Origin of the sequence: Hwangdonia seohaensis (assembly GCF_031932625.1) — a bacterium.
In the GTDB taxonomy this organism is placed as follows: Bacteria; Bacteroidota; Bacteroidia; order Flavobacteriales; family Flavobacteriaceae; genus Hwangdonia; species Hwangdonia seohaensis.
The window spans coordinates 499,557-515,575 of record NZ_JAVSCK010000001.1 but is presented as its reverse complement, the minus strand read 5'-3'; the positions used below and the strand labels follow the sequence as shown (position 1 = coordinate 515,575).

General features: G+C 36.5%; 14 protein-coding genes. 3 read left to right on the top strand and 11 right to left on the bottom strand.

Going from position 1 to position 16,019, the window contains the following annotated elements; genetic code table 11:
* Positions 1-87 precede the first annotated feature (87 nt).
* The 3 genes from RNZ47_RS02235 to RNZ47_RS02225 are packed head-to-tail and all read left to right on the top strand — an operon-like array spanning position 88 to position 3,270.
* On the top strand, positions 88-2,172 hold the full coding sequence (locus tag RNZ47_RS02235; RefSeq protein ID WP_311935717.1) for a TonB-dependent receptor plug domain-containing protein: 2,085 nt from the start codon (positions 88-90) through the stop codon (positions 2,170-2,172).
* A 13-nt stretch (positions 2,173-2,185) separates the two neighbouring features.
* The gene (locus tag RNZ47_RS02230) at positions 2,186-2,818 is read left to right on the top strand and encodes an HmuY family protein (protein WP_311935714.1); all 633 of its coding nucleotides are present in this window, start codon (positions 2,186-2,188) and stop codon (positions 2,816-2,818) included.
* Positions 2,819-2,820: 2 nt separating this feature from the next.
* Positions 2,821-3,270 (top strand): DoxX family membrane protein, encoded by a 450-nt coding sequence (locus RNZ47_RS02225; protein ID WP_311935711.1) that lies wholly within the window; start codon positions 2,821-2,823, stop codon positions 3,268-3,270.
* A 150-nt stretch (positions 3,271-3,420) separates the two neighbouring features.
* Here RNZ47_RS02225 and RNZ47_RS02220 read toward each other — a convergent pair whose 3' ends face one another.
* The 11 genes from RNZ47_RS02220 to RNZ47_RS02170 all read right to left on the bottom strand — a co-directional run bounded on the left by RNZ47_RS02220 (position 3,421) and on the right by RNZ47_RS02170 (position 15,931).
* Positions 3,421-4,047 carry a carbonic anhydrase gene (locus RNZ47_RS02220; protein WP_311935708.1) on the bottom strand — a complete coding sequence of 209 codons (627 nt, stop codon included), beginning with the start codon at positions 4,045-4,047 and terminating at the stop codon, positions 3,421-3,423.
* 2 nt (positions 4,048-4,049) lie between these two features.
* Positions 4,050-5,915, bottom strand: coding sequence for a SulP family inorganic anion transporter (locus tag RNZ47_RS02215; RefSeq protein WP_311935705.1), 1,866 nt, complete (start codon positions 5,913-5,915; stop codon positions 4,050-4,052).
* A 123-nt stretch (positions 5,916-6,038) separates the two neighbouring features.
* A complete protein-coding gene (locus tag RNZ47_RS02210; RefSeq protein WP_311935703.1) occupies positions 6,039-6,320 on the bottom strand; it encodes a hypothetical protein in 282 nt (93 codons plus the stop codon).
* Positions 6,321-6,382: 62 nt separating this feature from the next.
* Entirely contained in the window at positions 6,383-7,141 is a 759-nt protein-coding gene (locus RNZ47_RS02205) for a tetratricopeptide repeat protein (RefSeq protein ID WP_311935700.1), read from the bottom strand.
* Between the two features lie 52 nt (positions 7,142-7,193).
* On the bottom strand, positions 7,194-8,966 hold the full coding sequence (locus RNZ47_RS02200; protein ID WP_311935696.1) for a BatD family protein: 1,773 nt from the start codon (positions 8,964-8,966) through the stop codon (positions 7,194-7,196).
* Positions 8,967-9,149: 183 nt separating this feature from the next.
* Positions 9,150-9,983 carry a tetratricopeptide repeat protein gene (locus RNZ47_RS02195; protein WP_311935693.1) on the bottom strand — a complete coding sequence of 278 codons (834 nt, stop codon included), beginning with the start codon at positions 9,981-9,983 and terminating at the stop codon, positions 9,150-9,152.
* 180 nt (positions 9,984-10,163) lie between these two features.
* Entirely contained in the window at positions 10,164-11,198 is a 1,035-nt protein-coding gene (locus RNZ47_RS02190) for a vWA domain-containing protein (RefSeq protein WP_311935690.1), read from the bottom strand.
* 73 nt (positions 11,199-11,271) lie between these two features.
* Positions 11,272-12,276 carry a vWA domain-containing protein gene (locus RNZ47_RS02185; RefSeq protein WP_311935686.1) on the bottom strand — a complete coding sequence of 335 codons (1,005 nt, stop codon included), beginning with the start codon at positions 12,274-12,276 and terminating at the stop codon, positions 11,272-11,274.
* Positions 12,276-13,910: a BatD family protein gene (locus RNZ47_RS02180; RefSeq protein WP_376717814.1), complete on the bottom strand. Its 1,635-nt coding sequence runs from the start codon at positions 13,908-13,910 to the stop codon at positions 12,276-12,278. Before RNZ47_RS02180 ends, RNZ47_RS02185 begins: the two co-directional genes overlap by 1 nt.
* A gap of 74 nt (positions 13,911-13,984) precedes the next feature.
* Positions 13,985-14,851, bottom strand: coding sequence for a DUF58 domain-containing protein (locus RNZ47_RS02175; protein WP_311935681.1), 867 nt, complete (start codon positions 14,849-14,851; stop codon positions 13,985-13,987).
* 78 nt (positions 14,852-14,929) lie between these two features.
* A complete protein-coding gene (locus RNZ47_RS02170; RefSeq protein ID WP_311935677.1) occupies positions 14,930-15,931 on the bottom strand; it encodes an AAA family ATPase in 1,002 nt (333 codons plus the stop codon).
* Positions 15,932-16,019 lie beyond the last annotated feature (88 nt).

The window sequence follows — 16,019 nt, the reverse complement described above, 5'->3', positions numbered from 1 at the left end:
TTATGATTAAAAAAAATTGAAAATTTATTTATTCTTATTTAGACTGAATAAAAATAACCTATATATTTGCGACAAATTTAATCAAGAATGATTCTAAATAAAAAATATTTTTGCATTTATTTTTCGCTTTTTTTTCTCAGTTATTCGGTTTCCCAAGAATCCATAAACGTTTTAACCGATTCAACTAAAACTGAAAATTTAGATGAGGTTATTATCACGGCTACAAGAACCATTAGGCAATTATCGTCGTTACCAATGCCTGCACAAATCATTTCGAAAAAAGACATAAAGCGCTCAAATTCAATACGATTAAACGATATTTTAAACGAGCAAACCGGACTGATTACCGTTCCGGATTTTGGTGGTGGAGAAGGGATTCAACTCCAAGGTTTAGACTCGCAATACACCTTAATAATGGTTGATGGTGTACCACTTGTTGGGCGATCTGCCGGGACTTTAGACCTTAGTAGAATTACCGTTGGCAACATCAAACAAATAGAAATCGTTAAAGGGGCATCGTCCAGTTTATACGGTAGCGATGCGCTTGGAGGCGTTATAAATATTATTACCGAAACGCCAAAAACAGGTTTTAAAGGTGATATAAATTATAGGATAGGCACGTTTAATACCAACGATTTAAGTACTACAATCAATTACAAAAACAAGAAACTTAAAGCTGGTATTTTTTTAAACAGATACATTAGCGATGGTTATGATTTGAATAAAAATGATGATTTAAACACTGTTGATCCATTTAAAAATTACACTATAAATACCAAAGTGACTTTTGATTTTTCTGAGGCGACCAACCTGTTTATCGCTGGTAAATATTACACCCAAAATCAAGATTACAACGCATCATCAACCTTAAAGGGCGAAAGCGCTATAAACGAGTGGAATACGCATTTGAAATTAAGCCATGCCTATTCTGAAAAATGGAGCAGTTATTTTGAATTTTATACCACACAGTATAAAGCTAAAGATTTTTTGAATGACGAAAACGGTAGCAGGTTTAGCGATAGTTATTACAACCAATTATTAATTCGCCCTGAAATTCGAAGCACTTATAAGCTAAACCATGCAAATAACTTTATTGGCGGTTTGGGGTTTAATCACGAAACTTTAAATAGAACCGGTTTTATGGTGCAACCCGAGTTTAATTCGCCATATGTTTACCTGCAATATGACGGCGATTTAACCGAAAAGCTCAACCTTATTTTGGGCGCACGTTTTGATAGCCACAACAAATACAAATCGCAATTTAGTCCCAAAGCGGCGATACGCTATGAGATAAACGATAAGTTCGCTGTAAAAAGTTCGGTTGGATACGGTTTTAAGGCACCAGATTTTAGGCAACTGTATTTTAATTTTACCAATGCCACGGTGGGCTACACGATTTTAGGATACAACGCCGTGTCTACAACCATTCCAGAGTTAGAATCGCAAGGTGAAATAGCGAATATTGTTGTTCCTATTTCAGAATTTGAAGCGGAATTGCATCCAGAAAATTCAATAAGCATAAATGTTGGGCTTGATTATAAACCATCTTCTGCCATTAAATTGGAATTAAATCTGTTTAGAAATCATATTGACGATTTAATCGATACCCGGGTTATTGCAACTAAAACCAATGGCCAAAATGTGTTTAGCTATTACAATGTGAATCAGGTTTATACCCAGGGATTAGAATTTAATGCCACTTGGAAACCCGTAAATCAAATAAAAATATCGGGCGGTTATCAATTATTATTTGCCAAAGATGAAACTGCCGAAAAAGCATTTAAAAACGGACAGGTTTTTGCCCGCGAAAATCCCAGCTCGCCATCGTTTCAACTTAAAAAGCAGGATTATTTCGGTTTGTACAACCGCTCCCGACACATGGCAAATCTTAAGCTGTTTTATAACATACCCCAATGGGATTTAGACACCAACATAAGAGGAACTTACCGAAGTAAATACGGGTTGTTTGACGCCAACGGGAACACCTATTTAGATGTTTATGACGATTTTGTTGATGGCTATGCCATTATCGATTTCGCTCTTAACAAAACCATTTATAAAAACTACCAATTAGGTTTTGGGGTTGATAATCTATTCAATTTTACAGACACACAAAACATCAGCAATATTGCTGGCAGAATTATATACGGAAAATTAAATATTCAATTTTAAATACATAAACACTATGAACACCATTAAAACAACTCAACTCGTAATTTTATTAACAATATTTATAGGCTTCACATCTTGTAGCGATGATGATTCCCCACCATTATTAGAGGTAGCATCCGAAAGCGTTACCAATTTACACGCCCCACAAACAGGTGGTCAAGGCCAACCCGTTTCGGGCACATTTACAAAGTTTAATTTTGCAACAGGACAAACAACAACTAGCGATACCAATTGGGATATTGCCTTTAGAGGCACTTCGATTATTGTAAATGGCGGAACAACTTTAGGAACAACCGACGAGCCAAACCGTACAGGAAACGCAGCGGTGTACATTGCCAACGGAACCATGGCTTCTGTAACAAATGTTGACACAGCTTTATTTGAACAAGATTCCGATACGGGTTATGCCATTTCAACAGGAAGCGGCAATAGCTGGTACACTTACGCTGGTCCGCCAACACATTTGATTACGCCAACACCAGGGAAAATATTGGTTTTTAAAACGCACAATGGGCTTTACGCCAAAGTTGAAATTTTAAGTTATTATAAAGATGCACCGGCAAACCCTGATGCTTATGCAGATGAAACACCGTACTATACTTTCAACTATGTTTTTCAACCTAATACGGGTGTAACTACTTTTTAAACATGAAAAAATCAATTAATATTTTAGTTATTGCATGTCGTCTTTTTTTAGGAGGATTTATGATTTATGGAGGGATTCAAAAATTCAACAAACCAATGCCCGAACCCATTGAAGTTGTTGAAAAAGCTCAAAAATTTGCAGCACCTGAAAAGGTTAACACCCTGCAAAAAATCCTTTATATAAATGGCGCAAAACAAACAGGCTATTTTTGGGAAGTTTTAGGTATTTGCGAATTATTATTCGGATTGCTTTTAATTATTCAAGGCACAGGATTTATTGGCGCTTTGTTTTTGTTGCCGATAACCTTGCACATTTTCTTATTTCATTTGTTTTTAGAACCAGATGACATTGAAGAGCTTGTACAAACGGGTGCTTTGTTTGCCATTAACATTGGTTTGGTAATGCGCGAAAAAGAAAAATGGAAACATTTACTTTGGATAAAACCCATTTAAGTTAATCATAAAGAGGCTGCCTGAAAAGTCAATTTCTACTCTTAATGTCACATTGAGCGCAGTCGAAATGCATTGGTTTTTATATCATTAAAACTTCGACTGCACTCAGTTTGACACAAAAAAACCACTCGAAAGAGTGGTTTTTTTGTTTTAATCTAAATGATAAATTTCCATAATATCCTTTAAATATTTTTCGAAGTCAATCTTCAAATCAATGAGTTTTCCAGTGCTAATATCAAACACCCAACCATGTACTACCAAGCCTCGATCTCTGAACGCCTTTTGTACGGCTGCTGTTTTAATTAAATTAACACATTGTTCCTGTACATTAAGCTCTACAAGTCTGTCATATTTTTTATCTTCATCTTCTATGGCATTTAATTCGTCTTTATGAATTCTATACACATCGCGAATGTTACGCAACCAGGGGTTTAAAATACCTAAATCTGCCGATTGCATTGCCGCTTTTACACCACCGCAAGCATAATGCCCGCAAACTACAATTTGTTTAACTTTTAAATGGTTAACCGCATAATTAACAACCGACATTACGCTTAAGTCTATGCTTATAACCATATTGGCTATGTTGCGGTGTACAAAAACCTCGCCCGGACCAAGTCCCATTAAATCTTCGGCAGTAACCCTACTATCGCTGCACCCTATATATAAGAGTTCTGGGGTTTGGCCTTTACCGAGTTCTTCAAAATAATTGTCTTGAACATTTAGTTTATTTTTAATCCACTTTTCGTTGTTCTCAAATACTTTTTTTAAATCCATTATTAATAGTTTTTTTCGTTAACATTTTGTTTGATCCATTTCACACAGTCTTCAAATTTAGGGAAAATATGTGCTTCTGGAATAAAGTCCGGGATAATATCAATACGTTCCATCATATATCGTGGCTGTTTCAATAAGCCCACAAAAAGAACTTCAATATTTTTCTTTTTTAAATCTTGCAGCATGTCTTCCATGGCATATAATCCCGATTGATCCATGTACTGCATGCGCCCTAATCGCATAATAACATAAGTTGCCGTATCTGGAATTTGCAAGGTAAGTTGTTGAAATTCGCTTGTGGATCCAAAAAACAAGGGCCCTTTTAAATGTTTGATAAATACGTGTTCTTTTAAATGATCTGGAAAATTAATTTCGTCTTTCCACACTTCTTCTTTAAGTGTTTTTACATCGCTTCGGCCAGCCGTTAAATCGCCTATTTTTTTCATAAACATCAATGAGGCAATTACCAACCCAATACCTACGGCGTAAACCAAGTTCCAAAAGGTTGAAAGTAACAATACGATTAACATTATTACCACTTCCGAGCTTAGTTTTAAGGTGCCTAGTTTTATGTCTTTTGGCAAACTTGGTATGGCTTTTAAGCCTTTATAATCCATCACGCCAATACCTACGGTAATTAAAATTCCTGCTAAAACCGCTGCCGGAATTTGTGATGCAATGGGGCCTAAACCGAGTAAAATAATAAACAGCAAAACACCGGCAATCATGCCCGATAGTTTTGTTTTTCCACCCGAAGTAATATTTACTACCGTTCTAATTGTTGCTCCAGCCCCAGGAATCCCACCAAATATAGCGGCAACACTATTACCAATACCTTGACCGACCAATTCTTTATTCGGTTTGTGTTTGGTTTTGGTCATATTATCGGCAACCACACTTGTAAGCAACGAATCAATGGCACCTAATAATGCCAATGTAAGTGCTGTAAAAATATACGGTGAAATACTGTTGAATGTAAAGGATGTAAATATTTCTAAGTTTGGTACAGGGAGGCCGCTTGGGATTTCTTCAATTGGTCTGTAATTTAAGCCAAAGCCAACTGCTATTCCAGACATTACAATTAAAGCAACCAATGTACTTGGAACAGCTTTTGTAATGCGCTTAAACCCGTAGATTATAAAAATGGTTCCTAAGGCTAAAAGCAATTCTAACCAATTTATGTTCTGTAGCGCACGAGGCAAGGCTTTAATAGCGCCAAGTGCACCTGATGCTTCTTTGGCTGCAAGTGTTTGCGATTCTTTTAAAATAGCCTCTTGCGAAACCTCTCCCGCTCTTGCAATGGTTTCTTTAAAATCCTCGAGAACCAAAATACCCTCGCCGGCTTCTTCCTTTAAAATGTTTTCGAGAATAACCTCTTCGGCCTGTGGTTTAAATTGGTTTACAAATTCTACATCTTCTTTTGGATAATAACCTATAGACGGTAAAATTTGAGTGAGTAAAATAATAACCCCGATGGCTGTCATAAATCCGGAAACTACCGGATACGGAATGTATCTAATGTACTTTCCAAGACCCAAAGCACCTAAGCCAATCTGCATTAATCCCGCAAGTAAAAATACGGTTAAAATAACGGGTAAAGCTTTGTTTACGTCACCATCGTTAGTAGCGATAATACCTGCAATTACTACCATACTTACCGCCGTCATTGGTGCTGTTGGTCCAGATATTTGGGTGTTTGTTCCGCCAAAAAGAGCGGCAAAAAAGCTGATAAAAATGGCGCCGTACAATCCAGCTGTTGGCCCTAATCCTGAGGAAACCCCAAAAGCCAGAGCTAATGGTAAGGCTACAATTCCGGCCGTAATACCGCCAAAGGCATCACCTTTAAAATTTGAAAAAAAGTTTTTCATTGTTTTTTATAATTGATTTACTTTTTAGTAAATATTTTGATTACCGTGGCTACTATCAATAAAATATGATAGCTATTTCCATGGTTGTTTGTTTGAACAAGGTTTTGTTCTGAAATTAAAAAACTATGAAATAAACTCGGGAGGTGGAGAAATAAGGTTTAAGTGTGGTTTGGGGTAGTTTTTAAAGTAATACCCTAAATTGTTTTCAATGGAAGTAAAAGCTAAGTCGGATTCGTTGCCTTTTTCATTTGAAAATACAATTTTGAATCCTTTTTCCTCTTCTTCAGCAGTCGAGAAAATTATGGAAACATCAATAGTGTCATCAACTATGGTTATAACCGTTGGTGCAGCTATAAACGCTATAAAGATTATTGAAAAAAATATTGATATTCCTTTTTTTGACATTCAAATGATGCTTTTATGGGCGCAAATATAGCCTTTTTTACTTTTATTTTGTTTTATATAAATTAAAAATCATTCAACAATTTAATATCGTTGGAAGAAATCCATCCAGTTTTGCCATCGGCCAGTTTAATTTTTTTCCATTCATTTACGGTATCTAAAACCTGAACTTTAGTGCCTTCGTGCAGTCTAAAAGATTCTTCGCTTCTGGAGTTCGGCTCGCTTTTTACTTTGCTTTCCTGTGCAAAAACAATGGCGGGTTTATTCTTTTTATCGATATTAAATTTATGAAAGGCAAACGTTAAAGAAACACACATTAAAAACAAACTGGTTAAACTGCCTATAAAAGCGAGACGTTTGTTTATGGTTGAATACGCAAAATAATAGATTAAAAATAGTATGACAAAACAGAGCACCAAAGCAACCGATATTTTTGCCCAAACATCGTAAGCCATCATGTTTGTTGTGCTTTTGATGAATTTGGAAATACCGGATTCCGGAACAACATCAATAGCATCAATGGTCATGTTTTTTGCAAAAGCCATGTTGTTTTTTATTTCATCGTCATGAGGCGACAGCAGTAAGGCTTTTTCGTAAAAGTAAATACTGGGCGCTATGTTATTTAATTTATAATGCGCATTGGCTAAGTTAAAATACAGTTCGGTAGAGTGGTTTCCCGTCTCTAAAATGGCGGTGTATTTATCTATGGCTTCGGCATATTTCCCTTGATTGTACAGGGTATTTGCTTCCTCGAAAAGTACGTTGTTTTGAGCTACTGAAACTACAGATAGTAAAAATATTAGTATGTGAATTAGTGGTCTCATTTATAATTTTATAATAAAAATGGATTCCTGCCTTCGCAGAAATGACAAATCTTTATCTAGCTTGTTTATCAATTAACGAAATGGTTTTTGCGGCCTTTTCATAATCTTGCTGCATTTCTACATTGGTAATTGGTGTGTAACGTGCCAATTCGCAGTTTTTAATAATGCTTACAAAATCTGAAATTACAATGTCATCTACTTGTTTGTCTTTTAATAAATCAATCACTTTATCTTTACTCAAATCGCTGGTTTCTATATGCAATTTGGCTTTCAAATAATTGTGCAACGCTTTTTCCAAGGCAATATAAAAAGCTTCTTTATTTCCCAATGCTTTTTTGGCATTGCCTAAATATTTTTTGGCTAATCTATCGGCTTTTCTTATTCTGTTTCCGTAAACATCGGCATCTCGGGTTGCTTTTTTCTTTCTGATAATTATGGCCAACGGAATGGCTAAAAACGGCAACAATAAGGCACTCCAAAATAATGGTGTTTTAAAGAAATATGTCGATTTTATAGATGAAAAACTCGTATTTGTTTTTATAAATGCGAATTGGTCGTTGTTTAAAACTACACGCTGTTTCCCTACATTTATACTAGTTGTATTGGAATTTGAATCGTTATTAAGCGGACCTTCCAAAACGTCGATTATAATTTCATCAGAGGATAATCTTTTATAGCTTTCGGTCTTTAAATCGAAATATGAAAATGAAATACTAGGTATGGGATATTTACCTTTATATTGAGGCACAACAGTGTAACTGTCGGAGATATTCCCTTGCATACCAGACAGGTTTGTTTTAACATTTTCGGTGTGTTCTGGCTCGTAAACCTCTAATGAACTTGGTAATGATACTTTAGGTAATTTAAACAATTTTAGGTTGCCTTTTCCGCTTACACCAACCTTTACTTGAAACGATTCTGAAGCATCCAATTCGGTTTTTGAAGCCGATACATTAAAGTTAAAATCACCAACTGCTCCAGTAAAATCTACTGGTTTTCCTTTTTCCGGTAAGGGTTTAACATGGATTGTTTTACTACCGGCCGAAACGGTTCTATGTGCCCGTGTCATTAATCGACTTCCAAAAATGTCGCGTCTATTTGTTGGCACTTGCACCGTAATATCCAAACTTAAAGGCTCTAAGTTTAATTTACCTGTTTTCTGTGGATAGAGTACTGTTTTACGTAACACTAAAAAGCGATAATCTTCACCTTTATACGTGCCATTTTGGACTTTTTGCCCTTTCATGTCTATGTTCTGACTCCAAAAATCGTTATATCTTGGGCTATCAATTTCGCGCCAATTATCCACGCCTGTGTTTGGTGAAACATACAATTTGTAAACAACCGTAATGGCTTCGTTTAAATACGGGTTTGTTTTCGAAATTTCGGCGACCAAATGGATGTTTTCCGAAGCGACATAATTTGGGTCGTTAGGGTCTTTGGGTTTATCAACGGCGGCCGTAACTACAATGTTTACGGGCAAGGTTTTATAGGTCTCGTCATCAACAGAAATCGTGGCTTGATTAATTGTAAAATTGCCCTGTTTTTTAGGCGCCAAAAAATAGCTGTATGTTTTTTTATACGATCGAACGCCATTAATCCACGAGTTGCTTACCGATTGGTTTGGACCGCCAACAACCGTAAACCCACTAAAGCTTGGCGGGTTAAAGTTGTCGCCATCTTGATTCATTTCAAAATCGACACGCAAACGCTCGTTTACGCCTAATTTCTTTTTACTAACCTTGGCTTCAAACTTTACCTGCGAAAACGTAAAGCTTGTAACAAACATTAGTATTAAAATGGATATGTATGTTTTTAATTTCATTTTTCTTTTCAAAATGGATTCCTGCCTGCGCGGGAATGACAATAATGATTTACTGTTTCTTTAATCGTTTCAACTTCGGTCATGCAACTTTTAACTTTTTCATACCTACAAGGTTTTTAAAACCTTGCAGGAAACGACCACTAAAAGCAGGTTTCAACTTCCAGCTACCAACTTCTAGCTTCTTTACCAGTCCTTTTCGGTTTTTACTTTAACGCCTTTCTGTTTTTCGGCATTCATTTTTTCTTGCACCTTTTTTTCTTGGTTATTCATGGCCTCCAATAAACTCTTTATTTGTTGTGGCGATAATTGTCCGGGTTGCGGCTTCGGTTTTTGCTGTTCTTTTTTCTTGTCGTCTTCTCCTTTTCCTTTGTCTTCTTTTTCGTCTTTAGGCTTTCCTTCGTCGTCTTTTTTGTCGTCGCCTTCTTTTTTATCCTCGTCGCCTTCGTCTTTTTTATTGTCTTTGTCTTCGCCCTCTTTATCCTTGTTATCTTCGTTCTCTTTCTTTTCCTGGTCTTTGTTCTCGTCTTTGTTATCCTTGTTTTCGTCGTCTTTATTCTGGTCTTTTTGCTGCTCTGCACATTCCTTTGCCAATCCTAAATTATAGCGTGTTTCATCGTCGGCAGGGTTGTTTCTCAAGGCACTTTTATAGGCCTCAACCGCTTCTTTGCACTTTTTGTTCTGCATTAAAATATTGCCGATATTATGAAATGCCTTGTGCTTTTCGGCTTTCGATTCTGCATTTTCGGCCGCTTGTTGATGACGGTATAAGGCTTCCTCATAATTCCCTTTTTTGTAATACGAATTTCCTAAGTTGTATATGCCTGCAACACTTGTTGGTTGCTCCGATATGGCTTTTCTGTAGGCCATTTCAGCCGAAACAAAATCGTCTTCATTTACTAAGGTATTGCCTTCGTACACATAGTTATTGGCTTTTTTTAATGCCATTAACTGCTCTTTTTCCTGTGCAAAAGAAAAGGCTGTAAACAAGGTTAATATAAATATGGTTATGTGTTTCATTTTTATCGATTCTAAATTCTAATATAGAAAACCTTTCAGTTTAAGTTCGTTAAAAATTTTATAAATGTTTATTAATAATAGCTTAATTCATCTGGTTTTCGCTTTACTGAAACAAGTTCAGCACAGGTCGTGGAAATTACAATTTCAACGGCTGATTTGAAACATGTTTCAAGCGATACTTTACAAGTTTTCGTTAAACAGATTCAATTTTTTCAACCATGCTGTTTTGCGTTCTAAAAGAAAAATATCCAAAAGCAAAAAGAAAATACCAAAGCCCAAAAACCATTGAAATTGGTCTTTATATTCGGAAAATTGTTTGGCTTCAAACTCGGTTTTATCCATTTTATTTAGTATTTCCCTAATGTTTTCAACCACATCGCTGGTGTTTTTTCCGTTAATATAAGCGCCTTTGGCTTCTGCGGCAATGTTTTTAAGCGTTTCTTCGTTTAGCCGTGTAATAACCGTTTCGCCTTGGCTATCCTTTTTATAATTTAAAATAATACCATTGCGTTTTTCGGGAATGGGACCGCCCTTTACATCGCCAACGCCAATGGTAAAAATCCGAATACCTTCTTTATTAGCTTCTTCGGCAAGTGCAACGGCACCTTCGCCGTGGTCTTCGCCATCCGAAATAATAATGAGTACACGGTTGGTTTGCTGCTCGTCATCAAAATAGGTTTTCGCCAATTTAATGGCCTCGTCAATGGCCGTTCCCTGCGATGATAGCATATCGGTATTCATGTTGTTTAAAAACATTTTGGCCGAAGCATAATCTGTGGTTATGGGCAATTGCGGAAATGCTTTTCCAGCGTAAGCGATAATACCCACGCGGTCGCTTGCCAAATTATTTATGATTTGCGTAACCAATTGTTTCGATTTTTCCAGTCGGTTTGGAGCAATATCTTCGGCGAGCATACTTTTTGAGACATCGACGGCAAAAACAATATCGACACCTTCGCGTTTAACGGTTTCTAACTTTGTTCCGATTTTCGGGTTTACCATAGCCAAGGTCAAACATGCAAATGCCAAACTTAAAACCACTATTTTTAAAATGGATTTGAACAACGACCTATTTGGACTTAATCTTTTAAGCAGCTTTTTGTCGGCAAACCTATTCTGTGCTTTGTGTTTCCAGATTTGAAGCACAAAAAAGAACAGGATTATTACCGGAATAATTCCCAGTGCCCAAAACCATATTTTTTCTTCTAACTGCATGCTTTTAAAAATTCCAATAATTAAATTCCAAATAACAAAAATTTAAAGGTTTTCGCTTTCGCGGAAACAAACTCTATACAAAACTTCTAAAAAAGGTAAAGCGCAATAGCAATTCCAAAAGCAATAATGCTCCTGCTAAAAGGACTAATGAACGATACTTTTCTTCGTAATTATAAAATTTGAACTCTTCAATTTCTGTTTTTTCAAGCTTGTTTATTTCACTATAAATTTCTTCTAACTTCTTGTTGTTGGTCGCCCTAAAATATTTTCCGCCCGTAACTTGGGCAATTTCTTTGAGCAATTCTTCATCTATTTCAACTTGTGCACGTGCATATTGAAAATTACCATTTGATAATATACTCACGGGAGTTAGCGCGGTGCCATTGGTTCCTATACCAATCGTGTATGTTTTTATATCGTATTCCAAGGCTAATTCGCTGGCTATTTTTGGGTCTATAAACCCGGAATTGTTAACGCCATCGGTTAATAAAATAATAACCTTACTGGAAGCTTTACTGTCTTTTAACCTGTTAACCGAGGTTGCCAACCCCATGCCAATGGCCGTGCCACCTTCAATAATCGTATTGTATTTTATATCTGCCAAGGACCTTAGTACTATCGATTTGTCGCTTGTAATGGGTGTTTTGGTAAAGCTTTCGCCGGCATATTCAACCAAGCCAATTCTGTCATTTGGTCTGCCTTTAATAAATTCGGCTGCTACTTTTTTTAAGGCTTCCAATCGATTTGGCGATAAATCTTTAGCCAGCATACTTGCCGAAACATCAATGGCCATCACAATATCAATACCTTTGGTGGTTTTCGTTCTTGTTGATACATCAACCGTTTGCGGTCTAGCAATGGCAGTTATTAATAAGGCCAAGGCAATCAATCTGAAAACAAATAGCAAATGCTTTACTTTTGGCAACCACGAATTTGTGGTTTTAAAACCTTTTAAGCTCGATATTTTTAATTCGGCTGTTTGCTTTTTATGTTTTAGCACATACCACAATATGGCTAAGGGCAACAGTAGCAGCAACCAAAACAGTTCTTTATTTAAAAATTGAATTCCCTCAAACATTATTCTTCTGCTTCTTTTAGTTCTACTGAATTTAAAATACGCTCAACCATTTGGTCTGCATATGTATCATTTTCTGCGCTTGTAATTATAATTTGTTGCAAAACGCTATTCGAGGCAAACTGAAGCATGGTATAATTTCCACTTTGAAGTTTTTCAGAAGTGAGGCTTGGTATTTTTAATGTCCCCGATGTTTTCAATCCTTCGGCACCGTTTGGCGTTGTAAATTTATCTCTTAAAACCACAATGTCTTTGGCGCCTTTTGCTTCAAAGCCTTTAAGGCTGTTTTCTGAAACCTTTTCTAAATCTATGTTGTTTTCTCCAGCATTGTTCAACACGGTTGTACTTACGGTTACCGAAAAGAAATCCAAAAGCGTACCGTAGCTAAACGCCGAAACGGACACGTTGCTTTTTTCTTCCTCGGTCATAGGCACCTCAACGCGCTTTAAAACTTTAGGAGTTGAAATGGTTATTGGCGGAAACCCGTAAGCGCTGGTTACCCAATTACCTTCTAAAAGCTCTTTGCTTTCGTGCCCGATAATGGTGTCTTTAACATAGCTGAAACCGTATTTTAAGCCAAAACCAACAAAGGTTGCCATGAGTAAAAACACGCCAATAGCAATGGTAACCATAACTTTTTTACGCTTCTTTTTGCGCTCTTGTTCTTCTTTATATTTTATATCTAGCAGCTTCTCTTCTTCGGTTGGTTCGGGCAATGCTTCCTTAACATTATCAATTTCAATATCAATGGTATTTCTATCTAATTTAGCCAATTCAACGTCTGGAGCGGATTTAGCGAATTTTACTAAATCGGCACGTTTTAAAATGCTTTCAAGTTTTTTAATATCGTCTTTACTAATATCAACCTGGTTGCCATCTTTTAGTAAATTAAGTCGGCTTATCAATTCGTCCGTGGTGCTTTCTAAAGCGCGGTCGTAAACTTTTTCATCAAGATATTTTCTGATGATAAATGTGAGCTCAGAATAGTAATCCTTAAAGTTTTCGTGTTCTAAATAATGGCTTTCGTCAAGCTTTTTTAATGCTAATTTTGCTCTGTCGTAAGGTGGCAATAAGGCAATTTGTTCTTCCTCTGAAAGTGGTTTTTTCCGCCAAATAAACCAATAGATTAAAAACCCGATAATGCTAATTATGAGAAGTGTTAGCAGTACATATTTCCACCAATTACTTCCGCTTTTATACACCTCAATAATGGGTTTGATATCGTACAAGCCTTGTTTTGTGGTATCGACAACAATATTGTGCACCTCAACTTTTAACGAATCGGTAAAAATGGTTTTATCGCCAATAATAATTTTTTGCCTCGGAATGGTGTACGAGCCCGAATCGAATTGTGTTAAACCGTATTTTTTTATAAGATTGAATTTGTCGTTGTTTTTTAAGGTATCCACTTTATAGGATTCAATCATTTCCAAAGGCGAAAAGGTTTGGCCTTCGGGAAACACAACTAATTTTGTAGAGTCGGTTTCCACTTGAATACTGTAAGTGATTTGCTCTCCGATTTTTATAGAAGTTGAATCGATTGCCGAAGTAACTTGGGCAAAAGTGAAAAAAGAGCATAGAAAAAAGAAAAGAAAGCTAGAAACTCGAAGCCTGAGGCCTGAATTTTTCTTGCGCATATCTTTTATATTTATCTTAATTTTATTTTCCATTTTTGCTTTCTTCATGCTTGTTGCTTCGCATTTCGTGCCCATTACCCTCTTCTTTTAAAATAGCCCAACAACTTTTTTACGTAGCTTTCATCAACACGACAATCAATTATTCCTGCGCCCGATTTAGTAAAGGCATCCGTATAATAATCTACTTTTTCCTGATAGAACTTTCCGTAATTACGTCTTACTTTTTTTGATGCCGTATTAACCAGCATCAACTCGCCTGTTTCTTCATCCTGCATTTGTACCATACCTAAATTCGGCAGGTCTTCTTCACGTTTATCGTACACGCGAATGCCAGTAACATCGTGTTTTCCAGAAACAATTTTCATGGTTTGCTTATAGTCGTCTGCAATAAAATCGGACAGCACAAACACAATGGCTTTCTTTTTCATTACGTTCGATAAAAATTTTAAAGCCTCAGCAATATTAGTTTGTTTGCTTTCTGGTTTAAATTCAATCAATTCGCGAATAATGCGCAACACATGCGAACGTCCTTTTTTTGGCGGAATATAAAGCTCTACTTTATCCGAAAATAAAATGAGCCCAATTTTATCGTTATTTTGGGTTGCCGAAAACGCCAAAGTTGCTGCAATTTCGGTAACTACTTCATTTTTAAACTGCTCTTGCGTACCGAATAATTCGGAGCCCGAAACATCAACCATAAGCATCATGGTGAGTTCGCGCTCTTCTTCAAAAACTTTTATATAAGGTTCGTTGTAACGCGCGGTTACGTTCCAATCGATATTTCGAACATCGTCTCCAAATTGATACTGGCGTACTTCAGAAAACGTCATACCGCGCCCCTTAAAGGTAGAATGGTATTCGCCTCCAAAAATATGATCAGACAACCGCCGTGTCTTAATCTCAATTTTTCGTACTTTTTTTAGTAATTCTTTAGTATCCATGTTAGATATTCAAGGTTAAATATTAAAAGTTCAAGGTTAGGCTAACTTTAAACTTTGAATTTAAAACTTTGAACTTTTTTAAGGTACCTCAATCTCGTTTACAATTTTGTTGATGATGTCTTCTGAAGTTACGTTTTCGGCTTCAGCTTCGTAAGTAATGCCAATTCTATGCCTTAAAACATCATGCACAACGGCACGAACATCTTCAGGAATTACATAACCACGACGCTTAATAAAGGCGAAACATTTTGCCGCTGTTGCCAAATTGATACTGCCACGGGGCGAGGCTCCAAAAGAGATTAGTGGTTTTAAATCGGCGAGCTTATATTTTTCAGGATAACGCGTCGCGAAAATGATATCGAGGATGTATTTTTCGATTTTCTCATCCATATAAACCTCACGCACTACCTCTTGGGCTTTTAATATTTGCGCTACCGAAACCACAGGATTCACTTTATCCCAAGCGCCTTTTAAATTGGCGCGCATAATAAACTGCTCTTCGTTTAATTTGGGGTAATCTATAACGGTTTTTAGCATAAAACGGTCTACCTGAGCTTCTGGCAACGGGTAAGTTCCTTCTTGTTCAACCGGGTTTTGTGTTGCCATTACCAAGAATGGTTTATCTAAAATAAACGTTTCATCGCCAATGGTAACTTGCTTTTCTTGCATCGCTTCCAGTAAGGCCGATTGCACTTTTGCCGGTGCTCTGTTAATCTCATCGGCTAAAACAAAGTTTGCGAAAATAGGCCCTTTTTTAATCGAGAAATCGCTAACCTTCATGTTGTAAATTAAGGTTCCCGTAACATCGGCCGGCAATAAATCTGGTGTAAATTGTATTCGGCTAAAACTGCCATCAACCGCCTGTGACAACGTATTAATGGCCAATGTTTTTGCTAATCCGGGAACACCTTCAAGCAGAATATGCCCTTGGCCCAATAAGCCAATTAGCAAACGTTCAACCATGTGCTTTTGGCCCACGATAACCTTGTTCATTTCCAGCATCAGCAAATCAACAAAAGCACTTTCTTTTTCAATTTTCTCGTTAATTGTTTTAATATCAATTGTACCTGTCTCTTCCATTATTTTGTTTTTTAAAAACTCGAATATACCATTCTTATTTTGAGCATTGCAAATTGTTAAAATTTTTATTGTAATGCTGTTAAAAATT

Coding starts and splice junctions, on each gene's coding strand:
- RNZ47_RS02230 (WP_311935714.1), top strand. CDS start 2,186: ATGAACACCATTAAAACAACTCAACTCGTAATTTTATTAACAATATTT.
- RNZ47_RS02190 (WP_311935690.1), bottom strand. CDS start 11,198: ATGCAGTTAGAAGAAAAAATATGGTTTTGGGCACTGGGAATTATTCCG.
- RNZ47_RS02180 (WP_376717814.1), bottom strand. CDS start 13,910: ATGCGCAAGAAAAATTCAGGCCTCAGGCTTCGAGTTTCTAGCTTTCTT.
- RNZ47_RS02215 (WP_311935705.1), bottom strand. CDS start 5,915: ATGAAAAACTTTTTTTCAAATTTTAAAGGTGATGCCTTTGGCGGTATT.
- RNZ47_RS02170 (WP_311935677.1), bottom strand. CDS start 15,931: ATGGAAGAGACAGGTACAATTGATATTAAAACAATTAACGAGAAAATT.
- RNZ47_RS02225 (WP_311935711.1), top strand. CDS start 2,821: ATGAAAAAATCAATTAATATTTTAGTTATTGCATGTCGTCTTTTTTTA.
- RNZ47_RS02235 (WP_311935717.1), top strand. CDS start 88: ATGATTCTAAATAAAAAATATTTTTGCATTTATTTTTCGCTTTTTTTT.
- RNZ47_RS02200 (WP_311935696.1), bottom strand. CDS start 8,966: ATGAAATTAAAAACATACATATCCATTTTAATACTAATGTTTGTTACA.
- RNZ47_RS02175 (WP_311935681.1), bottom strand. CDS start 14,851: ATGGATACTAAAGAATTACTAAAAAAAGTACGAAAAATTGAGATTAAG.
- RNZ47_RS02185 (WP_311935686.1), bottom strand. CDS start 12,276: ATGTTTGAGGGAATTCAATTTTTAAATAAAGAACTGTTTTGGTTGCTG.
- RNZ47_RS02205 (WP_311935700.1), bottom strand. CDS start 7,141: ATGAGACCACTAATTCACATACTAATATTTTTACTATCTGTAGTTTCA.
- RNZ47_RS02220 (WP_311935708.1), bottom strand. CDS start 4,047: ATGGATTTAAAAAAAGTATTTGAGAACAACGAAAAGTGGATTAAAAAT.
- RNZ47_RS02195 (WP_311935693.1), bottom strand. CDS start 9,983: ATGAAACACATAACCATATTTATATTAACCTTGTTTACAGCCTTTTCT.
- RNZ47_RS02210 (WP_311935703.1), bottom strand. CDS start 6,320: ATGTCAAAAAAAGGAATATCAATATTTTTTTCAATAATCTTTATAGCG.